A 23,644-nucleotide genomic window follows, 5' to 3' on the forward strand; every position below is an offset into this window, starting at 1 on the left:
GTGCCGCGCGACGTCCTGACCACCAAGCTCGCCGGGTTCGGGACCACGATCTTCGCCGAGATGTCGGCGCTCGCCAGCTCCACCGGTTCGATCAACCTCGGCCAGGGCTTCCCGGACACCGACGGCCCGAGCGAGGTGCTCGACGCCGCCGTCGATGCGATCCGCTCCGGTGTCAACCAGTACCCGCCCGGGCTGGGTGACCCCGACCTGCGTCGCGCCATCGCCGAACACCAGCAGCGGTGGTACGGCCTCGATGTCGACCCCGATACCGAGGTCGTGGTCACCGCGGGAGCCACCGAGGCCCTTGCCGGCGCCATGCTCGGGATGCTCGACACCGGTGACGAAGTGGTGCTGTTCGAGCCGATGTACGACAGCTACCAGGCAGGGATCGCACTCGCGGGTGCCACGCCCGTGCCCGTGTTGCTCGCACCCGGTGGTGACGGACGGTGGACGTTCGACCCCGACGCGCTGCGCACGGCCGTGTCTCCGCGCACGAAACTGATCCTGCTGAACACACCACACAATCCGACCGGGAAGGTGTTCGATCGCAGCGAACTCGAACTGATCGCAGCCGTCGCGATCGAACACGACCTGACGGTGGTGACCGACGAGGTGTACGAGCACCTCGTGTTCCACGGGTCGCAGCACCGTCCGCTGGCCACGTTGCCCGGAATGTTCGAACGGACCCTCACGATCTCATCGGGTGGCAAGACGTTCCACACCACGGGGTGGAAGATCGGGTGGATGACCGGTCCGGCCGAACTGGTGACCGCAGCGCGACTCGCCAAGCAGTACCTGACCTACGTCAACGGCGCTCCGTTCCAGCCGGCCACCGCCGTGGGTCTGCGCCTCGGCGACGACTACTACGACCGTCTGAGCGCCGGCCTCCAGACCGCCCGCGACGGCCTCGTCGACGGCCTGGAGCGAGCCGGGTTCACGACGTACCGACCCGAAGCGAGCTATTTCGTCACCGTCGACATCGATTCGATCGGATTCGAGGGCGACGCCATGGACTTCTGTCGGGCCCTGCCGGCGACGGCCGGCGTCGTGGCGGTGCCGGCGTCGGCCTTCTACATGAACCCCGAACACGGATCGCACCTCGTGCGTTTCGCCTGTTGCAAGCGACTCGACGTGATCGAGGCCGCGGTCGACCAGTTGGTCGGAGCCTTCCGATGAGTCTGCGGGTCGCCGCGATCCAGCACGACATCGAGTGGCACGACCGCGAGGCCAACTTCGCCCGGCTCGCCCCGACCATCGCCGGCGCGGTCGCGGGAGGCGCCGGGCTCGTCGTGCTCACCGAGACGTTCTCCACCGGGTTCTCCTTCGACACGCCCGGCATCGGTGAACCCGAGGGCGGACCGTCGTCGCAGTTCCTCTCCGAGCAGGCCACGACCCACGACGTGTGGGTCGGAGGATCCTGCCCCGAGATCGATCCGACCTTCTCGGGGGCGGACCCTGCGGGCGACGACGAGCGGCCGTCGAACTCGTTCGTCCTCGCCGGACCCGACGGCACGGTTCACCGGTATCGCAAGATCCACCCGTTCACCCATGCCGGGGAGGAGAAGTACGTGCGGGCGGGCACCGAGTTCGTGACCGTCGAGGTCGCAGGTGTGCGCCTCAGCCTGTTCGTCTGTTACGACCTCCGCTTCGCCGACGAGTTCTGGGCGCTGGCTGCCGACACCGATGCCTACCTGGTCGTCGCCAACTGGCCCGCGAAGCGGCGACTCCACTGGCAGACGCTGCTGCGCGCCCGGGCGATCGAGAATCAGGCGTACGTCGTGGGCGTGAACCGTGTCGGCACCGGTGGCGGCATCGAGTACGTCGGTGACAGTGCGATCATCGATCCTCTCGGCGAAGTGCTGGCGTCGGGCGCGGGCGGTGAGACGGTCCTGTTCGCCGACCTCGACCCCGAGCACGTCGTGTCCACCAGGTCGCACTTCCGTTTCCTCCAGGACCGTCGCTGACCGACTGCGGGTGGCGTCAGGTCAGCGGACGGTGCATGAGTGACACCTCGATGCCCTTGGACATCTGGCGACCGACTTCGGTGAAGCCGAGCGCCGCGTGGAACGCGAGCGAGGGTTCGTTCGGTGGGTCGATGTTCACCTCGAGTGTCAGCCCCGTCGCATCGGGGTGACGGGCACGGATGCGTCGGTCGACCTCGGCGTACATCTCCGTTCCGAGGCCGCGTCCGTGGAACCGCTCGTCGAACGCCACCCGGTCCAGGTACATCGTGGTCGAGTGGTGCTCCATGAACCACCGATAGTTGATCGAGTCGTAGTCGGCGCCTGCCGCGAACACGATGCAGAAGCCCGAGATCCCGCTCGTGGAGTCGCCGTCGGTCTCCGAGACGAGCGCAATCGCACTCTGCGCCACCAGGTGCGCGAGGTGGCTCCGCGTGGCGGAGCCGACCGCCGGGACGTTGGCCTGGTTGATCTCCAGGACGCGGTCGAGGTCGGTGTCGGTCAGGTCACGGAGCACGAGGCGAACGTAGCCGGATGCGGGCGGGCCTGGTGTCGGTGTGAGGATCGCCCCGTTCCAGGGCGGGGTGATGCTCACGTCAGGGTCGGGCCTGGTGTCGGTGTGAGGATCGCCCCGTTCCAGGGCGGGGTGATCCTCACGTCGGGGTCGGGCCTGGTGTTGGTGGTGGTGTTGGTGGTGGCGATGGACAACACCGTGGAAACTGCGGGTGCGGCCCGGATCCCGCAACCGGACCGGGCGTATCCTGAGCACATGTTGTTCCGCAAGAGTGCCACGATGGTTGCCCCCGAAGACGCACTGCCGGGTCGCACCGATCAGACCATGCCCGTTCCCGATGCCCACTTCGTCAACGGCAACACGCTCACCGCGCCGTTCCCCGACGGCATGGAGATCGCCGTCGTGGGCATGGGGTGCTTCTGGGGTGCCGAACGGATCTTCTGGCAACTCGACGGGGTGTACAGCACGTTCGTCGGATACGCCGGGGGCTTCACCCCGAACTGCACCTACGAGGAGAACTGCACGGGACGCACCGGGCACGCCGAAGTCGTGGGCATCGTGTTCGACCCCGAGGTGATCAGCTTCGAGCGGATCATGCAGGTGTTCTGGGAGGAGCACGACCCGACCCAGGAGATGCGCCAGGGCAACGACATCGGCAGCCAGTACCGCACCGGCGTGTGGGCCACCCAGGAGAGCCAGCTGCCGATCATCGAGGCAACCAAGGCGAGGTTCCAGGAGCGGCTGACCGAAGCGAAGAAGGGCGAGATCACGACCGAAGTCGGCCGGATCGACTTTCACACCGACTTCTACTACGCCGAGCCGTACCACCAGCAGTACCTGGCGAAGAACCCGAACGGCTACTGCGGGATCAAGGGCACCGGCGTCAGTTGCCCCATCGGTACCGGCGCCTGATCACGGCGTCGACGGCTTCGTCGACGCCCGGATGCTCGTGAACTATCGTGTGGGCGACCCCCGACACCGACGGGTGAGCACCATCGACCCCGTCGATCGACCGACACGAAAGCGAGCACCCTCATGAGCATCTTCGACAAGGCCAAGGACGTCGCCGGCAAGGCCAAGGACATGGTCGACGACCAGGTCGAGAAGCACAGCGACAAGATCCCCGACAAGCTCGAGAAGGCCTACGACAAGGCGAGCGACGCCGCCGAGAAGGTCATTCCCGGCAAGGACGGCGAACCATCCGAGTCGGAGAAGCTGATCAAGGGCGACTGACCCCGAGAGATCGGGGCCGAGATCCGGGCCGTATCAGGCGGACGGTGGCCGACTCCCGAGGTGCTCGGTGGGTCAGTGCCAGCCGGACTCACGGATCTCGTCACCGTCGGCGTCGAGGCTGCGGCCGGCCCAGCGCAGCACACCCGGTGTGGCCGACAACCGGGCGATCACGCTCTGCATCGGGGTGCCGTCGACGAGTTCGACGGCACCCCGCTCCGCGTAGTGGGGGTCGATCGAGATGTCGGCGATGTCCATCACCGGGCCGATCGCGGCGTTCGCTGCGTCGAACGTGGCCACCACTTCCGCTCGGTCTCGGGCGGCACACCAGTCGGTCATCAGCGCTTCGAGTTCGAGGCGATGTTCCGTGCGGCCGTCGAACGTGGCGAAGCGGTGATCGTCGCCCACGCCGAGCAGATCCATGACCCGTGCGGCCACCGAATCGCTGCTGGTGGAGATCGCCACCCACCTCTCGTCCGCACATCTGTAGGTGCCGCGCGGAACCGTGTAGGGCAGACCGGAACCGAGGCGCGGCTGCTGCTCGCCGGTGAGCGCGAAGAGCGACGCCAAGGGGCCCATCAGGTGGAACATCGTCTCCAGCAGGTTGGCGTCGACGACCTGCCCGACGCCCGTGGCCGTGACGTGGTGGAGTGCGACCATGGTCGCGAAAGCGGCGGCGAGGCCGGTGACCTCGTCGGTCAGGGCGATGGGCGGGAGCAGGGGAGCGCCATCGGGCTCCCCGTTGAGCGATGCGAACCCGGACATCGCCTCGGCGATCGTGGCGAACCCCGGGCGCTGTGCGTAGGGGCCGGTCTGGCCGAAACCCGACACCCTGGTCATCACCAGCGACGGGCGTCGGGTCAGCAGTTCGTCGGGACCGAGGCCGAGACGTTCCATCGTGCCCGGCCGCGAGTTCTCGACGAGCACGTCCGCGTCGTCGACGAGTCCGAGGAAGACCGACCGATCCGCCTCGTTCTTGAGGTCGAGCACCACGGTCCGCTTGTTGCGGTTGACCAGCTTCCACCACAGGCCGGTGCCGTCGCGCGGGTCGCGCCACGCCATGTTTCGCAGGCTGTCGCCGTCGGGTCGTTCGAGCTTGATCACGTCGGCCCCGAAGTCGCCGAGATACCGGGCACAGTTGGGTCCGGCCAGGACCGTCGACATGTCGATCACGCGCAGGTTCGACAGCGGGCCGCTCGCGTTCGCTCCACTGTGCGTCGGGTCGTCGATCATGGCGTTCATCATCGCACGCTGCACGAAATCCACGGTGACCTGGCCTTTCGTCAAGTCCGCTCCACCACCACGACGACCACCACGCCGTTGCCGCCGACCACGTTGCCGCCCGGCACCAACTACTGCAGCACCTTGCCGAGTGGCGGTTGGACGTACGGCGGATGGGGTCCGGGGAACTGGACGGCTCAGCACTATCGACGACTGGGGTGACCACTCGTACCAGACGAGGGAAGCGAGCGTCACCCTGTCGCCCGGGGTCCACACCCTCGTCTTCGAGTTCTACGAGAGGGGCGGAGACGCCCGGGCCACCCTCGAATGGCGTCGCAACTGACAGCCGACTGAACTCGGCCCGACGAACTCGGCGGCCCCGACATCGACCTGCACGGTCGGTGTCGGGGCCGTCGTGCGTCGTCGGACGTCAGCCGGGAACGACCAGTTCTCCGGCGGCGAGCTGTCGGGCGTACTTGCCGCCGGCGGCGAGCAACTCGTCGTGGGTGCCGATCTCGACGATGCGACCGGCCTCCAGGAACGCGATGCGGTCGGCCGAGCGGATCGTCGACAGTCGGTGCGCGATGACGAGAGCGGTGCGACCCTCCAGGGCGTGTTCGAGCGCCTCCTGGATGTGGGCCTCGTTGTCGTTGTCGAGGTGACTCGTCGCCTCGTCGAGGATCATGATCGTCGGGTTCTTCAGCAGGAGGCGGGCGATCGCCAGACGTTGCTTCTCCCCACCGGACAGGCGATACCCGCGCTCGCCGACGATCGTGTCGTAGCCGTCGGGCAGCGCAGCGATCGTGTCGTGGATCCGGGCGGCCCGCGCCGCAGCGATCAACTGGTCGATCGTCGCGTCGGGGTCGGCGTACCGCAGGTTGTCGCCGATCGTCTCGTGGAACAGGTGCGGGTCCTGGGACACGACGCCGATCGACGTGCGCAACGTGTCGAGGGTGAGGTCGCGGACGTCGATCCCGTCGATGCGCACCGCACCGCCGGTCACGTCGTAGAGCCGGGGGACCAGCGAGATCGTGGTGGACTTGCCGGCACCCGAGGCGCCGACCAGCGCCACCGTCTCGCCGGCCGCGACCGACAGGCTGAGGCCACGCAACACGTCGACGTCCGGGTCGCTGTCGCCGCCGAGACCCGCGTTCTGCTCCATCGAGGCGATCGCGGTGGCGTCGGCCGCCGGGTAGCGGAAGACCACGTCGTCGAACTCGATCGTGCCGGTCGCGTCGACGAGGTCGACGGCGCCCGGCTTCTCCCTGATCGCCTCGGGCGCGTCGAGCACCTCGAACACACGCTCGAAGCTGACCATCGAGGTCATCAGGTCCACCCGGGCGTTGGTCAGCCCGGTGAGCGGTTGGTACACGCGGGTCACCAGCGCCGCCAGGGCGACGAGCGTGCCCGTCTCGATGGTCCCGTCGACCACCATGACCGCGCCGATGCCGTAGATCGCTGCCGTGCCGATCGCAGCCACCAACCCGAGCGCCACGAAGAACACGCGGCCCACGATCGCGGCGCGGATGCCGGTGTCGCGGACGCCGGCTGCACGCCTGTCGAACGACGAGCGCTCGCGATCGCCCGATCCGAAGAGCTTCACGAGCATCGCTCCCGACACGTTGAAGCGCTCGGTCATCTGCGTGTTCATCGCTGCGTTGTGACCCATCTGCTCGCGGGCGATGCCCTGCAGTCGCATCCCGACACGTCGTGCCGGGACGACGAACAGCGGCAGCACGATCAGCGTCAACAGCGTGAGGCGCCATTCGAGGAAGATCATGGCGCTGAGGGTCGTGACCAGCACGATCACGTTGCTCACGACGCTGCCGAGCGTGCTGGTCACCGCCGACTGGGCGCCGATCACGTCGTTGTTGAGCCGTGACGTGATCGAGCCGGTGGGAGTGCGGGTGAAGAACGCGATCGGCAGGCGCTGAACCTTGGCGAACAGCGTGCTGCGCAGGTCGAAGATCAACCCTTCACCGACGCGTGCCGAGCACCAACGTTGGAGGATGGCCAAACCCGCGTCGGCGAGCGCAGCGGCCACGGCGAGGGCGGCGAGGATCGCGATGGGGCGGCGGTTGCCGTCGGCGATCGCGTCGGGGATCGCATCGTCGATGATCGCGCGGATGACGAACGGAGGGACGAGCGCGAGGAGTGCCGAGGCGACGATCGCCCCGAGGAAGACGATGATCGTGGTCCTGTACGGCTTGGCGAACTGCCACACCCGACGGAACGTCCCCTCCGCCAACCGCACGTCCTTCACCGAATCCGAGTCACCGGGCATCATGCTGTGGGGGGACATCCGCATGAGGCAACGCTACGGGCGCACAGGAGTGGGTGGCGGCCGATCCGGGTTGCGGGTCGTGACCTCGTACGCTGGCGGGGTGCGGTCGACACGGAATCCAGCGCTCGCCGCGACGTTGCTCACCGCCGCGATGCTTCTCGTCGCGTGTTCCGGCGGGTCGGACGAAGCCGAGCCTCCACCGGCCACCAGGGAGACGATCGCGCCACGGGTCACCGCGGCCGAGCCCGAACTGGTCCCGGCCGACAGCGCACCGCAGGTCGAATCAGAGCCCGACTCCACGGTCCCGCCCGTGCCCCTCGACTATGCGATCGAGTTCGAGGATCTCGGCGCAGGGGTCGACGGTGGTTGGTTGACCGTGCCCGTGGACTATGCCGACCCGCAGGGTGCGACGCTCGACCTGTGGGTCACGCGTCACCGCACCACACAGACCGACGACCGCATCGGCATCCTCTTCACGAACAACGGCGGGCCCGGCGTGCCGGCGAGTTCGATGGCGGCCAGCGTCCGCGGGTGGCTGATGGACCCGCTGGTCGAACGCTTCGACGTCGTGTCGTGGGATCCTCGCGGCACCGGGGTGAGCGGCGGTTCGGTCGACTGCATCGAGGACTCCGAGTACGACACCTACTTCGGATCCAGCGACATCACGCCGGAGACCGACGAGGAACGTCAGGCGTTGGTCGACCTGGCGCAGGATTTCGCCGCAGCGTGCGAGGCGCAGGACGGCCAGTTGCTCCCGTTCATCGGGACGAACAACTCGGCGCGCGACATGGACGCCATCCGCCAGGCGCTCGGCGAGGACCAGGCGAGCTTCCTCGGCTACAGCTACGGCAGCGAACTCGGCGCCGTGTGGGCGACCCTGTTCCCCGACACCGTGCGCGCCGCCGTCCTCGACGGTGCTGCACACCCCGACTCCGAGGGCCTCGAACCCGTCAAGCAGCAGCAGGTCGGATTCGAGCAGGTGTTCAACGGCTTCCTCGCCCAGTGCAGCGCCGAGCCGACGTGCCCGTTCCACAACGACGGTGACGCCGAGGGGGCCTTCGACCGACTGCTCGCCGATCTCGACGAGAACCCGGTCCCCGGACCGGAGGGGCGACCGCTCGTCGGCCAGGAGATCGCCATCGGTGGAGCGGTGCAGGCGATGTACTCCGATCGGCGATGGCCGGCACTCGAGCGGGCGCTCGACGACGCAGCCAACGGCGACGGCTCGGGTCTCCTCGCGTTGCACGACAGCTACTTCCAGCGCGATCCGGACGACGGCAGCTACACGGATCTGCTCGAGTCGTTCCAGGCCATCACGTGCGCCGACGACCCCGAGCGCCTGACGCCCGAGGAGTCCGACGAGCGCGAAGCCGAACTCATCGGCATCGCCCCGCGTCTGTTCCCGTACACGACCGGCTCGTACACGTGCGACTTCTTCCCGGCGTCGGCCGACCCGCGTGCCGCGATCACCGGCGAACGAGCCGGCCCGATCGTCGTGATCGGCACCACCGGCGATCCGAGCACCCCACTCACGTCGAGTGCGGCGATGGCCGAGGCGCTCGATGAGGGGACGCTCGTCACCGTCGAGGCGAACCAGCACACGGCGTACCGGTCGGGCGACTGCATCAACGACCTGGTGCACCAGTACCTGATCTGGCTCGAGGTGCCCGCACCCGACGCCCGCTGCGCCTCCTGATCACGCCCACCACCCGGAGCTCCACGCCTCGCTCCGCTCGGCGTTCGCTTGCAGAATGAGCAACCGAGGGATCGTCCTTGCCGTCCCGGCACGTGCGTGACCAGGTCCCCCGATCGTTCGTCTCGTCTCGGTCGTACGGTGCTCCGTACGTTGGGCCGATGGGGACGACGGGGAACATCGCGGGCATCGAGATCGGGTTGCCGAGTGGCATCGGGGAGGTGACCGCCGAGTGGATGACCGCGGCGCTCCGCGCCAGCGGTGGGATCGGCGCGGAGTCGACGGTCGCCTCGGTGCGCAACGAGCCCTTCGTCGCCGGTGGGCTGCTCAGCCTGCTGTACCGATCGACGATCGAGTCCGAGGATCCGGACGCTCCGGCCACCGTGATCGTCAAGTTCCCGACCGACGTTCCCCAGTTGCGCGCGATGGCCGACGCGGTGAACGTCTACGGACGCGAAGTCGCGTTCTACCGGGACATCGCTCCGCGGTCGACGATCGCCATGCCGATCGTGCACGCGGCGATGTCGGCCGACGACCACTCGAATTCCTGCATCGTCATGGAGGACCTGGCTCGGCTGCGCCAGCCCGACCGGACCGCGGGGATGACGTGGGACGACGCCGTGCGCGGCGCGCGTGCGCTGGCCGCGTTCCATGCGGGTTGGCAGGGGTCGCCGGAACTCACCGAGTTGATGGACACGTACATGTCGATGGGCTCGCCGCTCAACCGGACCGTCCTGCCGGGCGTGGCAGGAGCAGGCTGGCCGGCCGCCAAGCTCCACCGCGGACACACGCTGTCCGATGACGTCGTGGCGGTGGGTGACATGTGGGTCGACGTGCTGCCGAAGATGCTCGATCGGATGGAGCTGCGACCCACGCTGTGCCACGAGGACTGGCGCGCCGACAACATGTTCTTCGATGCGAACGACGACGTGGTGATGATCGATCCGCAACTCGCAGGTGTGTGCAACGGTGCATTCGACCTGGCGTACTTCATCAGCCAGTCGACCGAACGCGAGATGCTCGACGGTCGTCATGCGGAACTGGTCGCGGAGTACCTGTCCGTCATGGCCGAGAACGGCCACGATCTGGACCCCGAGGTGTTCTTCTTCGACACCCGCGTCGCTGTCGGACTGGTGCTGATGTACGGGTTCGCCTCGTATCCGGACTACGAGGCGCTGACGGACGAGGGCAAGGCCATGACCGACAAGATCCTGCGGCGCGGCGCCGAGGCGATCGAGGACTTCGAGTCGCTCGCCGCCTTGCGCTCACTCGTCGACTGACGAGCATCGCTCACCGGCTCGTCGGGCTCACTCCGCGGCGTGGAGTCGGGTGACGAAGTCGCCGAAGATGTCGTTGCGGCGCGCCCGGTACGCCTCGGTCATCGTCCCCGGTGCTGCCTCCCAGGTGTGATGTGGGGTGATCTGCGCTCGAGGCGTCTCGAATGTCGGCGACCAGGCGGGATCGAGGAGCCACGCGACCGGAAGGATGTCCCACATCACCCAGGCACGACCCGGCCGAGCCACGTTCCGGTCGATCGGGTTCGCGACGTAGAGCTCGTGGAGGAAGTCGCCGAGCCGGCCGTGGCCGCGGAGCCAGCGCTCGCTGTCGGCGAGGGAGTATCCGAGCACCTCGGCCACCTGGTAGCCGGGTTGGTAGAGCAGATGCGTGGCGTGAGCGAGCACGACATTGGTCGCGTGACGATCCTGGACCAGGTTGAAACTCTCGTCGACGTGAGGTGTGCCGCTCGGGTACCCGGCGACGAAGATCACCACGATTCTCTCGGCGATCGTCGGATCGACGAGGAGCGATGCGGCGACATTCGTCGGCGCGCCGATCACGACCACGTACAGCGGATCGATCGGGGAGGCATCGGCGGCGAGTTCGACCAGGCGGTGTGCTGCGTCGCTCTCGACCAGGTCGTCGGGTGACTCCATGAAGCGACCCGACCCGGCGACGACCGGGGGTGGATCGTCGAGATCCATCGCCGCCAGGACCCGATGGATCTCGTGACGAGAACGTTGCTCACCCATGGCCGGCGGGTTGCGTTCGATCATGTCGCGATGCTGTTCGGCGGTGAACAGCGATGCCAGATCCTCCATGGGCGTGCGCTCGCCGCCGCGCGACCTGGCCGCCTCGGTCAGACGTCGGAAGTAGTGGCCGTGGCAGAACGGTGCGGCGTGGATGCCGACGACCTCGAGGAGGTCCGGAGCGAGCAGTGCCCAGGCGATCGCGAACTGGTCGTCGATCTCGTTGGCGGCATCGGTGTCGATGACCACACGCAGTCGACCGGTCGGGCGCGGAGGCAACGTCATCCGACCATCTTGCGTCATCGATCGCCTGGTGCGGCGATGCGGTCGGAACGGCAACGTCCGGACGGTGGTCCGAGCGGGATCGAGGGTGGGCGCCGAGGCCGGACTGGTACTCTCGGCGACGGCCTGAGCGACCGAGCTGCGGCTGTCGGAACCGCAGCCATGCCCACCTCTCCAACGCTCAGCATCGTGGTCCCGGTCCTGGACGAGTCGGCCGGCGTGGTCGCGACGCTCGACGCGCTCGCGCCTCTGCGGCGGCGCGGCGCCGAGCTGATCGTGGTCGACGGCGGCAGCACCGACGACACCGTGGCGCTCTGCGAACCGCGCGCCGACGCGGTCGTCGTGGCGGAGCGTGGTCGTGCCCGGCAGATGAACGCCGGGGCAGCCCGAGCCCGCGGTGATCGACTTCTCTTCCTGCACGCCGACACGCGGCTGCCCGCCGGTGCCGACGCGTCGATCGCCGCCGCCCTCGCCGGATCCGATCTCGGCTGGGGACGTTTCGACGTCGACATCGAAGGGAGCGCCCGCATGTTGTCGATCATCGCGGCGCTGATGAACCGGCGTTCCCGGTGGAGCGGCATCGCCACCGGGGACCAGGCGATGTTCATGACCCGCGCCGCGTTCGACGCCGTCGGCGGCTTCCCCGATCAGCCACTCATGGAGGACATCGAGATCTGCAAGCGTCTCCGCCGCCTCGGGCGTCCGGTCTGCCTGCGCGAGCGCGTCACCACGTCGGGGCGACGGTGGGAACAGCACGGCGTCTGGCGCACGATCCTGCTGATGTGGCGGCTGCGGTTCCTGTACTGGGTCGGTGTGAGCGCACGACGTCTGGCGCCGCAGTACCGATGAACGGGACGAACGCGGTGGTCGTCGTGATGGCCAAGGCTCCGGTTCCGGGCTTCGCGAAGACGCGACTGATCCCGGCGCTCGGGCAGGAGCGGGCCGGTGCTCTCGCGACATGGCTCCTCGACCGGACGATGGCGGCGGCGTTGGAGGCCGGCATCGGCCCGGTCGAACTCCGCTGCACGCCCGACACGGCGCACCCGGCGTTCGGCGCGTGGGCGCAGCGCAGCGGAGTGACGCTCGAGGTGCAGGGCGAAGGAGACCTCGGCGCGCGCATGGAGCGCGCGTTCGAACGGTGGCAGGGCGTCGCGTCGCAGGTGCTGGTGATCGGCACGGATGCCCCGCATCTCGACGCCGGTCTCCTGCGCGACGCAGCGGACGCACTGCTGGAGCACGACGCGGTGTTCGTCCCGGCGTACGACGGCGGGTACGCACTGGTCGGACTCCGCCGGCCCCAGCCGTCGTTGTTCGACGACATGGAGTGGAGCACGCCGGACGTGATGGAGCACACGCGCCGTCGGGTCCGATCGTGCGGGCTCCGTCACCGGGAACTCGCGACGATCCACGACATCGACGAGCCCGACGATCTCGCGCACCTCACCGGACTGGGCTGGCGGTGAGCACGGAGGATCTCGCCGAGGCGCTGCGGCGGGCGCTTCGTGATGCGGGGGCTCCCGGCGCCGATGCTCCGGTCGAGATGCTGCCCGATGCCGGTCTCGCCCACTCGCACCTGCGCCTGAGCGGTTCGGGTCTGTTGGCGCGTCTTCCGAAGCAGAGTCAGATGGATCTCTCGGCGAAGGACAACATCGCCTACGAGGCGGCGTGCTTCGAACGAGCCGCCGCCAGTGGACACACGCCGCACCTGCACGGCGTGCTGTCGCCGTCGGCGCTCCTGCCACGAGGTGCACTGCTGGTCGAGGAGATCGTCGGCCGGCCGGCTCGGTTGCCGGGCGACCTGCCGTCGGTCGCCACGGCACTCGCGGCGATCCATGCGCTGCCCGTGCCGTCGCCGGCCGAACGGGCACCCCTGCTCGACCCGTCGGATCCGCTGACGCTGTTGCGCGAGGAGATCGGCCGTCAGGCCGAGCACCTCGACGGTGCGGGCCTGTCCACCGGCACTCGGAAGGCCGTCGAACGGACGCGCGCCGCCTTCGCCGAGTGCTGCGAGCGGACCGACCGGCCACCCCGACGCCTGATCACCTTCGACGCCCACCCGGGCAACTTCGTCATCCGTGCCGGTGACGGCGTCGCGATCCTCGTCGATCTGGAGAAGGCCCGCTACAGCTACCCACCGCTCGACCTCGCGCACGCCACGCTCTACACGTCGACCACCTGGGATCTCGCGAGTTCTGCCGTCCTCGAGATCGACGACGTGCTCGCCTTCTACCGCGACTGGTTGGCGAACACAGCTGACGATGCGGCCTGGAGGGGCTGGCTCGTGCCGTTGCGGGCGGCGATGTGGCTCTGGTCGGTCACGTGGTGCGCCAAGTGGCGTGCGCAATCCGGGCTGGCGTCTCGTGCTGGGGTGGACGGTGAGGACTGGTCGGGTGAGCGCAGCGATCCCGAACTCATCGCCCACGTGCGCGACCGTGTCGACGACTTCCTGTCGCCGAGCGGCGTCGAGCGGGTGACCGACGAGCTCGACCGGTTGACCGACCTCGGCCTGTAGCTCGTCCAGCGGCCGCCCGAGCGGTTCACGCGAGACGAGTCCCCGAGACCCGGCGCGCTATCCGCGTCGTTCGCGCATCCGGTCCGAGATGTCGGTCGCACCGTGATCTCGTGACCTGCCGAGTCCGTCGGTCACTCCGAGGCGATCCTGTTCCGAACGGTTCTGGCTCAGCTTCTGTTTCGCCTCGACCCGCTGCACGTGGAGTTCGATCCCGACGATCGCCTCGAGTCGTGCGTCGATGTACGACGCCGGTGCGTCGGACACGCTCCACGGTTCGGCCGACTCCGGGTCGTCGACCCGACTCTCGTTCTCACGGGTCAGGTCGTCGACGAGTCGCCGCTTCCATTCGGCGTCGTGGTGGATCTCGACGACTCCGTGGAGGTGGACCAACTCGTAGTTCGACGTGGGCACGACCCTGCCGTGTTCGGCGGTGGACGCGAACCAGCGTGGGGAGACGTAGGCGTCGACGGTCGGGACGATCAGCAGAGCGTGGTGACCGTCGACGTGCCCCCAATGCGGATTCGCTCGGGCGACGTGCGCACGGAGCCGCGAGATGTCGTCGTCGACGACGAACGGGAGCGCTGTCGCGAGCAGTCCCGAACCTCCGTCGGCGTCGTCGCTGTGTGAGACGAGATGACCGAACCCGGCGCTGCGCAGCACGTCGGTGACCGCCGGTCCGGTCGCCATCTCGAACGCTTCGGGCGTGTACACGTCTCGACCGTAGTGTCGTGACGCAGGGCGAGGTGGACGGGTATGTGCACCATCGCTTCGAGCGTGAGCCGACTGTCCGTGCCGACACGACGATCCGTGCCGATGTGCACAAGAATCGTCGCTCATGAAGCTCACCGACGCACCGATCAACACGCTCCAGGGCGAACCCACCTCTCTCTCGGCCTTCGCGGGCACGACCGTGCTCGCGGTCAACGTCGCGTCGAAGTGCGGGCTGACACCTCAGTACAGCGGCCTCGAGCAGTTGCAGGCCACCTATGGCGACAAGGGGTTCACCGTCGTCGGGTTCCCGTGCAATCAGTTCGGTGGCCAGGAGCCCGGAACGGCGGAGGAGATCGAGACGTTCTGTTCCACGACGTACGGCGTGACCTTCCCGATGATGGAGAAGATCGACGTGAACGGCGACGATCGCCATCCCATCTACGACGCGCTGACCGAGGTCGCCGATGCCGAGGGGCACAGCGGAGACATCCGCTGGAACTTCGAGAAGTTCCTGATCTCCCCCGACGGGACGATCACCCGGTTCTCACCCATGACGGCCCCCGACGACCCGGCCCTGATCGCCAGTATCGAAGCCAGCCTCTGACGCGTGTGCGTGCCCGCTGCGTCGGACGCAGGGTGAGCACAGGACAGCAACCGGGCACCGGGGTGCCGTTCGCCGAGCTGAGGGTGGCTTCGCAGCGAATGCCGACGTCGCACGGCTCCGAGGACGAGTGAATCGACCGCACGGACGCGGACGAGCTGTGTGTACGTTCGCCTCATGTCCTCACGCGTTTCCCACACGACGATCGACTGCCTCGATGCGTTCGTTCTCTCCGAATGGTGGAAGCGCGTCGTCGGCTACATCGACGTGCCGGGTGATCCGAACGAGGTGGGTCACGACGAATGCATGATCCTGGACCCGTCCAGCGGTCATCGACTCCTCTTCATCGAAGTCGGCGAGCTGCGCCCCGCCAGCGGACGCATCCACCTCGATCTGGCTCCGAACGATCGCCGGCGAGACGATGAGATCGAGCGCGTCATCGCACTGGGTGCGCTCGAGGTCGCCGATCGTCGGAACGCCGACGGGACGGGATGGATGGTGCTCGCCGATCCCGAGGGCAATCACTTCTGCATCGTGCGCAGTGACGAGGAGCGGGCCGAAACCGCGTAGCGAAACGATCGCCGAGCAGCTCCGTCGACTCGCTGCGTCGGATCACCGGATCCGAACATCGACCGTCGAGATCGGACCGCCGGTCGAGTCGCACCGCCCCTCGGCCTCGACGCAGTCCGGAGGGCGGAGGCGCTGGACAGCGGCACCGATGAGGGCGCCGCTGTTTCCTCAGGCCGTGTCGTCGAGTTGCTGGCGGAGCTCGCGCTTGAGAACCTTTCCGTAGTTGTTGGTCGGGAGGCTCCCGACGAAGCGGTAGTCCTTCGGTCGCTTGTACCGGGCGATCTGCTCCAGGCACAGCTCGTCGAGTTCCTCGACCGACGGAGCGGTCATCGTGTCGTCGGCGACGACGAAGGCGACCACTGCTTCGCCCCATTCCGGGTCGGGACGACCGACGACCGCGACGGCAGTCACGGCGTCGTGGCGGAGGAGCGCTTCTTCCACCTCGCGCGGGTAGATGTTCATCCCTCCGCTGATGATGAGGTCCTTGGACCGGTCGCGCAGGGTGAGGTAGCCGTCGGCGTCGAAGCTCCCGACGTCGCCGGTGCGCAGCCACCCGTCGCGAATCGCGTCGGTGGTCGCTTCGGGCTGTTCCCAGTAGCCCGACATCACGACGTCGCCGCGCACGACGATCTCGCCGACCTCGCCGGCTGGCAGAGCGGTCCCGTCGTCGTCGACCACGCGGACCTCGACGTCGGTGCGGGGCACGCCGACGCTCTGGACACGCTCCCTCCAGCGGGGGTGATCGCGGTCGGAGTGGTCGGCCTTCGACAGTGCGGTGATCGTCATCGGCGTCTCGCCCTGTCCGTAGATCTGTGCGAGCTTCGGTCCGAACACGTCGAGAGCGTCGGTCAGGTCCGACAGGTACATCGGTGCCCCGCCGTAGATGATCGTCTTGAGACCGGACAGGTCGGCACTCACGATCGCCGGGTCCGTGGTCAGTCGCTTGACCATCGTCGGTGCGGCGAAGAACGACACGCCGGTCCATCGTCCGAGCACGGCTGCGATCTCGTCGCCGTCGACACCACCCGAGGGCGGGATCACACTGACCGCACCCCGAGCCACGTGGGGCAGGCCGTAGAGGCCGGCCCCATGCGAGATCGGCGCGGCGAGCAGCACGGCGTCGGCCGGATCGATCGGATCGATGTCGGCGAAGTAGCTGAGCGACATCATCAGCAGGTTGCGATGGGAGAGCGTCGCACCCTTCGGGCGACCGGTCGTTCCGCTCGTGTAGAACAGCCATGCCGCATCGGTCGGCGCACGGTCGACCAGTGGGATCGGCTCCGATCGGACGAGCGCATCCCACTCCGACCCCGGCGCCACCACCAGTGCGTCGAGGGTGTCGACGGACTCGACGAGCGGCTGTGTGTCGGCGACGTGTTCGTCGTCGACGATCATCACTCGCGTTCCGCTGTGACGAGCGATGTGGGCGATCTCGTCGAGATGCAGGCGGGCGTTCACCGGGACGGCGACCAGACCGGCGTGCCAGATCGCGAAGAGGGCCTCCAGGTACTCCGGGCGATTCCGCATCACGATCGCAACACGGTCACCCGGTTGCAGTCCCTGCCCGGAACGGAGGCCGCCGGCGACGGCGGCGACGCGTCTCGCACACGTCGCCCAGTCGGTCCGAACGAGGTCACCCGACGCGATCGCCGGGCGCTGCGGCCAGCGTCTGGCGTTCCGTTCGATCCACACCGCCAGGTTCATCTCGTGCCTCCGTCACCACGCTCCATCGACTCGCTCGCTGCCCATCCGCTGACGCTCTCGATGTCGAAGACGTGCACCGACGCGAAGGGCTTGTCCCGGTACTGGACGAACAGTTCGGACAGCCGATCGGCGATCGGCTCCGTCTGCTCGTGTGGGCCGTGTCCCGTCCAACGGAGCCGGGCACGGACCCACCACAGTTTCGACCAGTCGTCGCGATCCCAGCACTCGATCGCCATCGTCGCACGCTGGTCGTGTTCGAGGTTCCGCTCGCGTTGGAGCCGCGTCGACGACTTGGGCTTCACCAGGTCGACCGGCGAACCCAGGTGTTCGCCGACCACGGCGTACACCGTTGGGCCGACGTCGATGCCGCGCTCGGGATGCTGCGTGGCCATGAAGCCGTGGCTGTTCGCCCGCAGCAGTTCGAGCGCTCGATCCTCGGAGAGCCGCATCGCACGAACCTACGCCGCGTTGACCGCCGGCAGGATCTCGTCGTTGAGGATGCGCAGGTCCTCCAGCGTCTTCGAAGTGGGTACGTCGGCGAACGGCGGCCAGATCAACGGCATGGTCATGCCGGCCTGCTTGAGCTCGATGAGGTTGGTGGTGATCTGCTCCTGGGTGCCGACGAGCAGATTGGTGAGCTTGCCGTTGCGGGTCTGGTCGGTCGGCTCGTCGGTGATCGCGAACCAGAGCATGCTGGAGACCTCGAGTTGGTCGACCGACTTGGCGCCGAGCTTGTCGAGTTCCTCGCCGATCGCCTGCAGCCACACACTCAGGTCTTCGGGTGTGTCCTGGATGCCGATCCAACCGGCCAGGTCGTACTTGGCGACCCGCTTCGCCGAGATCTCCGGGTTGACCAGACCACTCATGAAGATCGGTGGATGCGGCTTCTGCACCGGCTCCCATCCGAAACCGCTCGGTCCGAAGTCGGCGAACTCACCGTGGTACTCGAAGGTCTCGTTGGTCCAGATTCCCTGGCAGATCTCGATGGTCTCGCGAACGTGGGCGTGTCGTCGCGGGAAGATGTCCGTGGCACTCGCCGCAGCGAACTCCTCGGGCATCCATCCTGCGCCGACACCGACGTTGACTCGGCCGCCCGACAGGTGGTCGATCGTCGCGATCTCGGCGGCGAACACTCCGGGGGAGCGGTACGGGGTGTCGGTGATGCTCATCCCGATCCGGCACTTCTCGGTCTTCGCGGCGAGCCACGGGATGAGTGGCCAGCCCTGGAACCACTTGCCGCCCGACGACACGGGCATCTGCAACGGGAACTCCTTCATCATGCCGAACGGGTATTGCATCTCGCCTCGGTCGGAGGCCTCGGGCACGATGATGCGGTCGAGCGTCCAGATCGAGTCGAACTCGAGCTCCTCCGCGAGGTCGGTCAGGTCTTCGAGTTCCTTGATCGTGACGTGATCGCGAAAATTCGGAAGATAGAGCGCGAGCTTCATGTCGGACATGGTGAAATCCCCTCGTTTCGTGTCCCGAGCCCCCAAGACTCGGCGTGGATGCGCACTCTGGGGTCCGCAGTTCCGACCGTACGGACGGAAGTTCGTGGATCGAACAACCCGATCTCAACAGTTGCTCAACGACTGCTCCGCTCCGGTCGTTCGGACGGGTCGCGGGGACGCAGTTGAGAATCCGATGTCTGCTGTTTGGCTACGGTCTGGAAGGTGGGGTTGCGTCGACACGACGGTCCGCGGCGAGTGCTCGTCGTCGACGACGACGAGGGTGTCCGCACGAGCGTCACGTGGGCGCTCGAGGCCGACGGCTTCGCCGTCGAGTCGGTGCAGGACGGCGTCAGCGCGATCGAGAGAATCGAATCGTCGCCACCGTCGCTCGTCGTACTCGACCTGTCGCTGCCCGGTATCGGGGGTCTCGACATCCTCCGTCGTGTCCGCGAACGCGAGCAGCGGAACGACGCCTTTCCCCTGCCGATCATCGTGCTGTCGGGCCGAGACGGTGAGACCGACCGCATCGTCGGCCTCGACCTCGGTGCCGACGATTATCTCGTCAAGCCCTTCTCGCCCGGCGAGCTCGCGGCACGGGCGCGCTCGGTCCTGCGACGATGCGGCGACCACGGCGGTGGTTCGCCGGATCGATTCGTGCCCCGAGGTGTGGATGTCGAAGTCGACGTCGAGTCACGAGAGGTCTGGTTGGACGGCGAACCGGTGACGCTCGCAGCCAAGGAGTTCGAGCTCCTCCTCTACTTCGTCGACCATCCTCGGCGCGCGTGCACCCGCGACGAGTTGCTCGCGGCGGTGTGGTCGAGCGGCGAAGGGTGGCAGACACCCGCGACCGTGACCGAGCACGTGTACCGCCTTCGCCAGAAGTTGGAGGACGACCCGGGTCGGCCGAAGCGTCTGACGACCGTTCGAGCAGTGGGGTATCGATGGGAGGGGTGACGGTGCTCTCCGGTGACGAGGCGACCGCCGTTCTGGACCGACAGACGTCGGTCATGGAACAGCTCGCCACCGGTGCTGCGCTGACCGACGTACTCGAGGGCATCGTGGTGGCACTCGAGGAGTTGATTGCGGGGAGCCGGTGTTCGGTGCTGCTCCTCGACGCCGACGGCGTGCTCCGGCACGGCGCAGCACCCACGCTGCCACGTGCGTACTCGGACGCGATCGACGGACTGGAGCCGGGTCCACTCGCCGGGTCCTGCGGCACCGCGGTCCACCTCGGCAGGCAGGTCGTCGCGTCCGACGTCGTGTCCGATCCACGTTGGGCGCCGTTCCGGGACTTGGCCGTCGAGCACGACATCGGGGCGTGCTGGTCGAGTCCGATCCGGTCGCAGGCGAAGATCGTCGGAACGTTCGCCGTCTACGACCGTCAACCGCACGAACCCGACGCGCGTGAGCGGGAACTCGTCCGGCGCTTCACCCACCTCGCCTCGATTGCGGTGACTCACGACGGCGCGGCCAACGAGCGCGAGGCGCGCCATGCGGCCGAGCTGGCGCGTCAGACGGCGGAACGGGCAAACCACGCGAAGTCGCAGTTCGTCACGTCGCTCAGCCACGAGCTCCGCACCCCATTGCAGTCGATCACGGGATTCACCGAAGGCCTGAAGACGCTCGACCTGTCACCCGATCGACGCCAGCAGGCCCTCGACGGCATCTCGCATGCGTCCGCCCACATCCTCTCGATCGTGGACGACGTCCTCGACCTGGCGAGGGTCGAAGCGGGAGCGATGCCGATCGCTCTCGAACCGGTCGGCGCCGCGGACGTCGCAGCAGCGACCGTGGCGCTCACCCGACCGTTGGCCGATGCATGTGGCATCACCGTCGAACTCGTCGGTCGACCCGTCGACGTCATCGCGGACCGGCGCCGGTTGCAACAGGTCCTGCTGAACCTCGTGTCGAATGCGCTCCGATTCTCGACCTCGGACACGGTCGTCACGATCCGAACCGAACCCGCCATCCGACACGGTTCTCGGGTGGCGCACGTCCACGTCATCGACCAAGGTCCCGGCATCCCCGAGGAACTCCTCGCCCGGCTCTTCGTGCCATTCGACCGCCTCGGGGCCGACGCCGGTCGGGAAGGTGGTGCCGGCCTCGGGCTCGTGCTGTCCAAACGGTTGACGGAGGCGATGGGTGGCGCACTCGACCTCGACAGCACCGTCGGTGTCGGAACCCACGTCCGAATCACGCTCCAACCATCGCCCCGGACACCGAAACCCTGACGGTGTGGTCAGGCGCAGAGGTCGGAGTCCTGCCACTCGCTGCCGGCCGCCACGTAGGTCACGTCGGTGCCGTTCAGCGACGCAGTGATGGTCGATTCGTCTTCAGCGAGGACCAACCGGATGGCGACGCGCCCATCGGACGTCGAGCTGTCTGTTCTCCAACCGCCTGGGAACCAGTCCCCGTCCGAAGCACCCTCGGCTCGCCAGACCTGTCCGTTGATCATTCTGCTGAGAACTCGAAATCCGCAGTGCGTGCCCTGCTCGAACTGACGTGGCTCGCCAACCGCGAGCGATGAGTCAACCAACGGCAACTGTTCCACTTCCGAAGTTGACGGAGAATCGCCACAGGAACTGATCGACAGCACGAGAACCGCCAGGAGACCGGCGCGGCACGTCAGGCGCTTCATCATCCGAGCGTAGAACCGATCCGCTGATGGCTGGGCGCACACGCTCAGCAACCGGAGCCGGGCCGGGCGCAACGAACATCCAGGAGCGGGACGTCAGGCCGATACGTGCTGATCGCGAGCGGCATGAGTGCGGGACTGGCCGTGTTGATCTGAGCGGTTTCAGGATCGTCTCGACGACGCATCTGGCTCCAGTTCCGTCAGTGCGATCACATCGAGACGGGCCCACTGCTCGGGTAGTTTCGCGCCGTGCCCCTGCTCGCCGCGAACCTCACGGACGGCGACGTCGTGATCGAGTGGGTGATCGCCGCCGGTCGCAACGCTGTGTGGGCGAGCCTCACGGACCCCGACGCGATGACCGCATGGCTCGGCACGCCGAGCGTTGCCGAGATTCGACCCGGCGGCATGCTGATCGTGGACCACGGCGGGGGCTACAGCTGCCAGAGCACGGTGCGCGAGGTCGAAACCCAGGGCCGATTTGCTCTCAGCTGGCAATTTCCGGACGAGCATGAAACCGGCGTGCTGTTCGAACTCACCGATACCGATTTCGCGAGCCCCGACGTCGGTTGCCAACTGACTCTTCGACACTCGCAACTCGGAGCGTTGGCCGAGTCGTATCGAATCGGCTGGACGGTCCATCTGACATACCTCGAAGCGGAGGTGCACGGTCACCCGATCCCGATCAGTCAGTTCTGGAACCTGCACGCAACCCTGAATGAGCTGAGCTCCGCCGAAGGCGTCATCAGTCGACCTGCACGATCGTCCCGCCCGGTCGCCGGCGGTCGGCCCCGACCACAGCCCAAGCGACCCGTGGCGGACATCGTCGGCGAGCAGCGCGGCTAAAGGGTGGCGCTCGTCTACTTCGACTCGAGCGCGCTCGTCGCCTGCGATGCTCGAATGAAGCCGAATCGGAGGCAATGAGCATCCTCTCGAGGCCGTCGCGTCGACGCACACTCTCGAGCACCCGGCCGAGCGCGGAGGTGCCGTGCACGAGCATCGACGGCCTGCGTGTCGGCCGCATCCCGAACTGCGCGTGCGGCTGGTTCTCCTTCTCCAGCAGCGATCACGTCGATGCCGTCCGCCTACTCGCGGACGCTCGAGACATCGCAGGGGAGAACGACGACGGGCGTCCATGGATCTCGATTCACGGTTCCCTGCTCAGCAGGCTCTCCGTGGATTTCCATGGACGCCCGTGGACGTACTGGCGGAAGGCGTGGGCTTCCGACCTCTTGTACGTTTTGCCTGGTCAGAGAGCCGGAGCCACCAAATTTTCTCCGTTTGAGAGTAACCCTGAGACTAACCGGCGAGCCGGATCCGAGGTGTGGTCAACCGGTCTGCTGTAGTCGGTACTCGCGAAGAAGGCTCGGCTGCATCGCGACGGGGGCTTCGTGGTCTCCGTGCAGTACGTCAGGATCGAGGTCGACACCGTTCGGCCAGGCGATGGTTCCGGCAACCGGGTCGACCGTGACCGCAGCGAAGGTCTCGTCGTCGTCGATCGTGGCGAGCACGCCCGGCAAGGCGTGGGCGAAGTCGAGTTCGCGCACGAGGCCATCGGAGAATGTGACTCGCAACGAGCGAGCGCCGATGTGCTCGACGGCGCTGACACGGGCGAGGGCGGACATGCTCACAGGTTACTGGAGCGGGTCGATGCCCGAGAGCGCGGCCGGTTCCTGGGCGAGGGTCCAGTTGGCAGCGAGTTCGTCGAGATGCAGCGTCCGCCACTGTTCGACGAGCCGGGCTGCTGTTCTCGGGAGACTGCCCCTGATCATCGAGCCGTCGTCGATGCGGACGAGCGCTTCGTGTTCGGCGTAGATCGCATGGAAGTGCGGCGGGTTGTGATCAGCGAAGTACATGTAGATCGCGATCCCGTAGAACTCGCTGAGCCTTGGCACGTCCTCAACCTACGGCACGACCTTCGTCGGGTGAGTTGCCGCTTCGCGCGGCGACGAACTGCTCCAACTCCTCGACCGTGAAACGAACGCTCCGGCCGATTCGGACCGGAGAGAGTTCGCCACTGTCCATCAGGAGGTAGATCGACGATCGGCTGAGCGCCAGCATCGCGGATGCCTGCTTGATGCTGACGAGCAGCGGTCGAGTTGTCGAGTCGGTGGGTTCGGGGTGCAAGCGTGCATCTGTCGTCATGCCGATGTAAAGGCAGCGGATCAGACGAAGTGGGACAACACCGCACGGCGCAGAACGGTTCTGGACAGCGCGGGGCGGTTGTCACGACGCTCGTGGCGAGCAGCACACG

General features: G+C 67.4%; 26 protein-coding genes. 14 read left to right on the forward strand and 12 right to left on the reverse strand.

Annotated elements, in window-relative coordinates:
* Together ABJK40_RS09060 and ABJK40_RS09065 are read left to right on the forward strand one after the other, a co-directional pair.
* Nucleotides 1–1,176, forward strand: a complete 1,176-nt coding sequence (locus tag ABJK40_RS09060; protein WP_348480436.1) for a pyridoxal phosphate-dependent aminotransferase — start codon at nt 1–3, stop codon at nt 1,174–1,176.
* A complete protein-coding gene (locus ABJK40_RS09065; protein ID WP_348480437.1) occupies nt 1,173–1,964 on the forward strand; it encodes a nitrilase-related carbon-nitrogen hydrolase in 792 nt (263 codons plus the stop codon). The genes ABJK40_RS09060 and ABJK40_RS09065 overlap by 4 nt, the downstream gene beginning before the upstream one ends.
* Before the next feature lie 16 nt (nt 1,965–1,980).
* On the opposite strand, the gene ABJK40_RS09070 is transcribed toward ABJK40_RS09065, so the two are convergent.
* Complete coding sequence (locus tag ABJK40_RS09070) at nt 1,981–2,478, reverse strand: GNAT family N-acetyltransferase (protein WP_348510239.1); 498 nt, start codon at nt 2,476–2,478, stop codon at nt 1,981–1,983.
* 252 nt (nt 2,479–2,730) lie between these two features.
* Between ABJK40_RS09070 and msrA the strand changes: the two genes are divergently transcribed.
* Together msrA and ABJK40_RS09080 are read left to right on the forward strand one after the other, a co-directional pair.
* The gene (msrA, locus tag ABJK40_RS09075; protein WP_348480540.1) at nt 2,731–3,387 is read left to right on the forward strand and encodes a peptide-methionine (S)-S-oxide reductase MsrA; all 657 of its coding nucleotides are present in this window, start codon (nt 2,731–2,733) and stop codon (nt 3,385–3,387) included.
* Nucleotides 3,388–3,510: 123 nt separating this feature from the next.
* The gene (locus ABJK40_RS09080) at nt 3,511–3,708 is read left to right on the forward strand and encodes a hypothetical protein (RefSeq protein WP_348480439.1); all 198 of its coding nucleotides are present in this window, start codon (nt 3,511–3,513) and stop codon (nt 3,706–3,708) included.
* A 72-nt stretch (nt 3,709–3,780) separates the two neighbouring features.
* Here the strand turns inward: ABJK40_RS09080 and ABJK40_RS09085 are convergent, their stop codons facing one another.
* Together ABJK40_RS09085 and ABJK40_RS09090 are read right to left on the reverse strand one after the other, a co-directional pair.
* Nucleotides 3,781–4,938 carry a CoA transferase gene (locus ABJK40_RS09085; RefSeq protein WP_348480440.1) on the reverse strand — a complete coding sequence of 386 codons (1,158 nt, stop codon included), beginning with the start codon at nt 4,936–4,938 and terminating at the stop codon, nt 3,781–3,783.
* Between the two features lie 418 nt (nt 4,939–5,356).
* Nucleotides 5,357–7,234 (reverse strand): ABC transporter ATP-binding protein, encoded by a 1,878-nt coding sequence (locus ABJK40_RS09090; RefSeq protein ID WP_348480441.1) that lies wholly within the window; start codon nt 7,232–7,234, stop codon nt 5,357–5,359.
* A gap of 76 nt (nt 7,235–7,310) precedes the next feature.
* Here ABJK40_RS09090 and ABJK40_RS09095 point away from each other — a divergent pair, with 76 nt between their 5' ends.
* The gene (locus tag ABJK40_RS09095; protein WP_348480442.1) at nt 7,311–8,906 is read left to right on the forward strand and encodes an alpha/beta fold hydrolase; all 1,596 of its coding nucleotides are present in this window, start codon (nt 7,311–7,313) and stop codon (nt 8,904–8,906) included.
* 158 nt (nt 8,907–9,064) lie between these two features.
* The gene (locus tag ABJK40_RS09100; protein ID WP_348480443.1) at nt 9,065–10,183 is read left to right on the forward strand and encodes a phosphotransferase; all 1,119 of its coding nucleotides are present in this window, start codon (nt 9,065–9,067) and stop codon (nt 10,181–10,183) included.
* 27 nt (nt 10,184–10,210) lie between these two features.
* Here the strand turns inward: ABJK40_RS09100 and ABJK40_RS09105 are convergent, their stop codons facing one another.
* Entirely contained in the window at nt 10,211–11,215 is a 1,005-nt protein-coding gene (locus ABJK40_RS09105) for a nucleoside hydrolase (RefSeq protein ID WP_348480444.1), read from the reverse strand.
* 159 nt (nt 11,216–11,374) lie between these two features.
* On the opposite strand from ABJK40_RS09105, the gene ABJK40_RS09110 reads away from it, so the two are divergent.
* From ABJK40_RS09110 to ABJK40_RS09120, 3 genes are read left to right on the forward strand one after another with little or no spacing between them, the layout of a single operon-like run.
* A complete protein-coding gene (locus ABJK40_RS09110; protein ID WP_348480445.1) occupies nt 11,375–12,061 on the forward strand; it encodes a TIGR04283 family arsenosugar biosynthesis glycosyltransferase in 687 nt (228 codons plus the stop codon).
* Complete coding sequence (locus ABJK40_RS09115; protein ID WP_348480446.1) at nt 12,058–12,675, forward strand: TIGR04282 family arsenosugar biosynthesis glycosyltransferase; 618 nt, start codon at nt 12,058–12,060, stop codon at nt 12,673–12,675. The genes ABJK40_RS09110 and ABJK40_RS09115 overlap by 4 nt, the downstream gene beginning before the upstream one ends.
* The gene (locus ABJK40_RS09120; protein ID WP_348480447.1) at nt 12,672–13,724 is read left to right on the forward strand and encodes a phosphotransferase; all 1,053 of its coding nucleotides are present in this window, start codon (nt 12,672–12,674) and stop codon (nt 13,722–13,724) included. The genes ABJK40_RS09115 and ABJK40_RS09120 overlap by 4 nt, the downstream gene beginning before the upstream one ends.
* 57 nt (nt 13,725–13,781) lie before the next feature.
* Here ABJK40_RS09120 and ABJK40_RS09125 read toward each other — a convergent pair whose 3' ends face one another.
* Complete coding sequence (locus tag ABJK40_RS09125; RefSeq protein WP_348480448.1) at nt 13,782–14,435, reverse strand: FMN-binding negative transcriptional regulator; 654 nt, start codon at nt 14,433–14,435, stop codon at nt 13,782–13,784.
* Nucleotides 14,436–14,559: 124 nt separating this feature from the next.
* On the opposite strand from ABJK40_RS09125, the gene ABJK40_RS09130 reads away from it, so the two are divergent.
* A complete protein-coding gene (locus tag ABJK40_RS09130; protein WP_348480449.1) occupies nt 14,560–15,039 on the forward strand; it encodes a glutathione peroxidase in 480 nt (159 codons plus the stop codon).
* Between the two features lie 174 nt (nt 15,040–15,213).
* Nucleotides 15,214–15,606: a VOC family protein gene (locus ABJK40_RS09135; RefSeq protein ID WP_348480450.1), complete on the forward strand. Its 393-nt coding sequence runs from the start codon at nt 15,214–15,216 to the stop codon at nt 15,604–15,606.
* A gap of 168 nt (nt 15,607–15,774) precedes the next feature.
* Here the strand turns inward: ABJK40_RS09135 and ABJK40_RS09140 are convergent, their stop codons facing one another.
* Genes ABJK40_RS09140 through ABJK40_RS09150 form a run of 3 tightly spaced genes read right to left on the reverse strand, consistent with a single transcriptional unit; the run spans nt 15,775 to nt 18,758 of the window.
* Entirely contained in the window at nt 15,775–17,310 is a 1,536-nt protein-coding gene (locus ABJK40_RS09140; protein ID WP_348480451.1) for an AMP-binding protein, read from the reverse strand.
* A complete protein-coding gene (locus ABJK40_RS09145) occupies nt 17,307–17,759 on the reverse strand; it encodes a hypothetical protein (protein ID WP_348480452.1) in 453 nt (150 codons plus the stop codon). The genes ABJK40_RS09140 and ABJK40_RS09145 overlap by 4 nt, the downstream gene beginning before the upstream one ends.
* Before the next feature lie 9 nt (nt 17,760–17,768).
* Complete coding sequence (locus ABJK40_RS09150; protein WP_348480453.1) at nt 17,769–18,758, reverse strand: LLM class flavin-dependent oxidoreductase; 990 nt, start codon at nt 18,756–18,758, stop codon at nt 17,769–17,771.
* Nucleotides 18,759–18,980: 222 nt separating this feature from the next.
* Here ABJK40_RS09150 and ABJK40_RS09155 point away from each other — a divergent pair, with 222 nt between their 5' ends.
* Nucleotides 18,981–19,712, forward strand: a complete 732-nt coding sequence (locus ABJK40_RS09155; RefSeq protein ID WP_348480454.1) for a response regulator transcription factor — start codon at nt 18,981–18,983, stop codon at nt 19,710–19,712.
* Nucleotides 19,709–20,989 (forward strand): GAF domain-containing sensor histidine kinase, encoded by a 1,281-nt coding sequence (locus ABJK40_RS09160; protein ID WP_348480455.1) that lies wholly within the window; start codon nt 19,709–19,711, stop codon nt 20,987–20,989. Before ABJK40_RS09155 ends, ABJK40_RS09160 begins: the two co-directional genes overlap by 4 nt.
* A gap of 8 nt (nt 20,990–20,997) precedes the next feature.
* On the opposite strand, the gene ABJK40_RS09165 is transcribed toward ABJK40_RS09160, so the two are convergent.
* The gene (locus ABJK40_RS09165; protein WP_348480456.1) at nt 20,998–21,396 is read right to left on the reverse strand and encodes a hypothetical protein; all 399 of its coding nucleotides are present in this window, start codon (nt 21,394–21,396) and stop codon (nt 20,998–21,000) included.
* A gap of 246 nt (nt 21,397–21,642) precedes the next feature.
* Between ABJK40_RS09165 and ABJK40_RS09170 the strand changes: the two genes are divergently transcribed.
* Nucleotides 21,643–22,236 (forward strand): SRPBCC domain-containing protein, encoded by a 594-nt coding sequence (locus tag ABJK40_RS09170; protein WP_348480457.1) that lies wholly within the window; start codon nt 21,643–21,645, stop codon nt 22,234–22,236.
* A gap of 482 nt (nt 22,237–22,718) precedes the next feature.
* Here ABJK40_RS09170 and ABJK40_RS09175 read toward each other — a convergent pair whose 3' ends face one another.
* From ABJK40_RS09175 to ABJK40_RS09185, 3 genes are read right to left on the reverse strand one after another with little or no spacing between them, the layout of a single operon-like run.
* Nucleotides 22,719–23,015 (reverse strand): DUF2442 domain-containing protein, encoded by a 297-nt coding sequence (locus tag ABJK40_RS09175; protein ID WP_348480458.1) that lies wholly within the window; start codon nt 23,013–23,015, stop codon nt 22,719–22,721.
* A 9-nt stretch (nt 23,016–23,024) separates the two neighbouring features.
* Nucleotides 23,025–23,285 (reverse strand): DUF4160 domain-containing protein, encoded by a 261-nt coding sequence (locus ABJK40_RS09180; protein WP_348480459.1) that lies wholly within the window; start codon nt 23,283–23,285, stop codon nt 23,025–23,027.
* 4 nt (nt 23,286–23,289) lie between these two features.
* On the reverse strand, nt 23,290–23,535 hold the full coding sequence (locus ABJK40_RS09185; protein WP_348480460.1) for a helix-turn-helix domain-containing protein: 246 nt from the start codon (nt 23,533–23,535) through the stop codon (nt 23,290–23,292).
* Nucleotides 23,536–23,644 lie beyond the last annotated feature (109 nt).

Source organism: Ilumatobacter sp. (assembly GCF_039969435.1).
Lineage (GTDB): Bacteria > Actinomycetota > Acidimicrobiia > Acidimicrobiales > Ilumatobacteraceae > Ilumatobacter_A.

Coding starts and splice junctions, on each gene's coding strand:
- ABJK40_RS09085 (WP_348480440.1), bottom strand. CDS start 4,938: ATGATCGACGACCCGACGCACAGTGGAGCGAACGCGAGCGGCCCGCTG.
- ABJK40_RS09140 (WP_348480451.1), bottom strand. CDS start 17,310: ATGAACCTGGCGGTGTGGATCGAACGGAACGCCAGACGCTGGCCGCAG.
- ABJK40_RS09150 (WP_348480453.1), bottom strand. CDS start 18,758: ATGAAGCTCGCGCTCTATCTTCCGAATTTTCGCGATCACGTCACGATC.
- ABJK40_RS09100 (WP_348480443.1), top strand. CDS start 9,065: ATGGGGACGACGGGGAACATCGCGGGCATCGAGATCGGGTTGCCGAGT.
- ABJK40_RS09175 (WP_348480458.1), bottom strand. CDS start 23,015: ATGTCCGCCCTCGCCCGTGTCAGCGCCGTCGAGCACATCGGCGCTCGC.
- ABJK40_RS09185 (WP_348480460.1), bottom strand. CDS start 23,535: ATGACGACAGATGCACGCTTGCACCCCGAACCCACCGACTCGACAACT.
- ABJK40_RS09105 (WP_348480444.1), bottom strand. CDS start 11,215: ATGACGTTGCCTCCGCGCCCGACCGGTCGACTGCGTGTGGTCATCGAC.
- ABJK40_RS09065 (WP_348480437.1), top strand. CDS start 1,173: ATGAGTCTGCGGGTCGCCGCGATCCAGCACGACATCGAGTGGCACGAC.
- msrA (WP_348480540.1), top strand. CDS start 2,731: ATGTTGTTCCGCAAGAGTGCCACGATGGTTGCCCCCGAAGACGCACTG.
- ABJK40_RS09130 (WP_348480449.1), top strand. CDS start 14,560: ATGAAGCTCACCGACGCACCGATCAACACGCTCCAGGGCGAACCCACC.
- ABJK40_RS09090 (WP_348480441.1), bottom strand. CDS start 7,234: ATGCGGATGTCCCCCCACAGCATGATGCCCGGTGACTCGGATTCGGTG.
- ABJK40_RS09110 (WP_348480445.1), top strand. CDS start 11,375: ATGCCCACCTCTCCAACGCTCAGCATCGTGGTCCCGGTCCTGGACGAG.
- ABJK40_RS09115 (WP_348480446.1), top strand. CDS start 12,058: ATGAACGGGACGAACGCGGTGGTCGTCGTGATGGCCAAGGCTCCGGTT.
- ABJK40_RS09080 (WP_348480439.1), top strand. CDS start 3,511: ATGAGCATCTTCGACAAGGCCAAGGACGTCGCCGGCAAGGCCAAGGAC.
- ABJK40_RS09145 (WP_348480452.1), bottom strand. CDS start 17,759: ATGCGGCTCTCCGAGGATCGAGCGCTCGAACTGCTGCGGGCGAACAGC.
- ABJK40_RS09135 (WP_348480450.1), top strand. CDS start 15,214: ATGTCCTCACGCGTTTCCCACACGACGATCGACTGCCTCGATGCGTTC.
- ABJK40_RS09165 (WP_348480456.1), bottom strand. CDS start 21,396: ATGAAGCGCCTGACGTGCCGCGCCGGTCTCCTGGCGGTTCTCGTGCTG.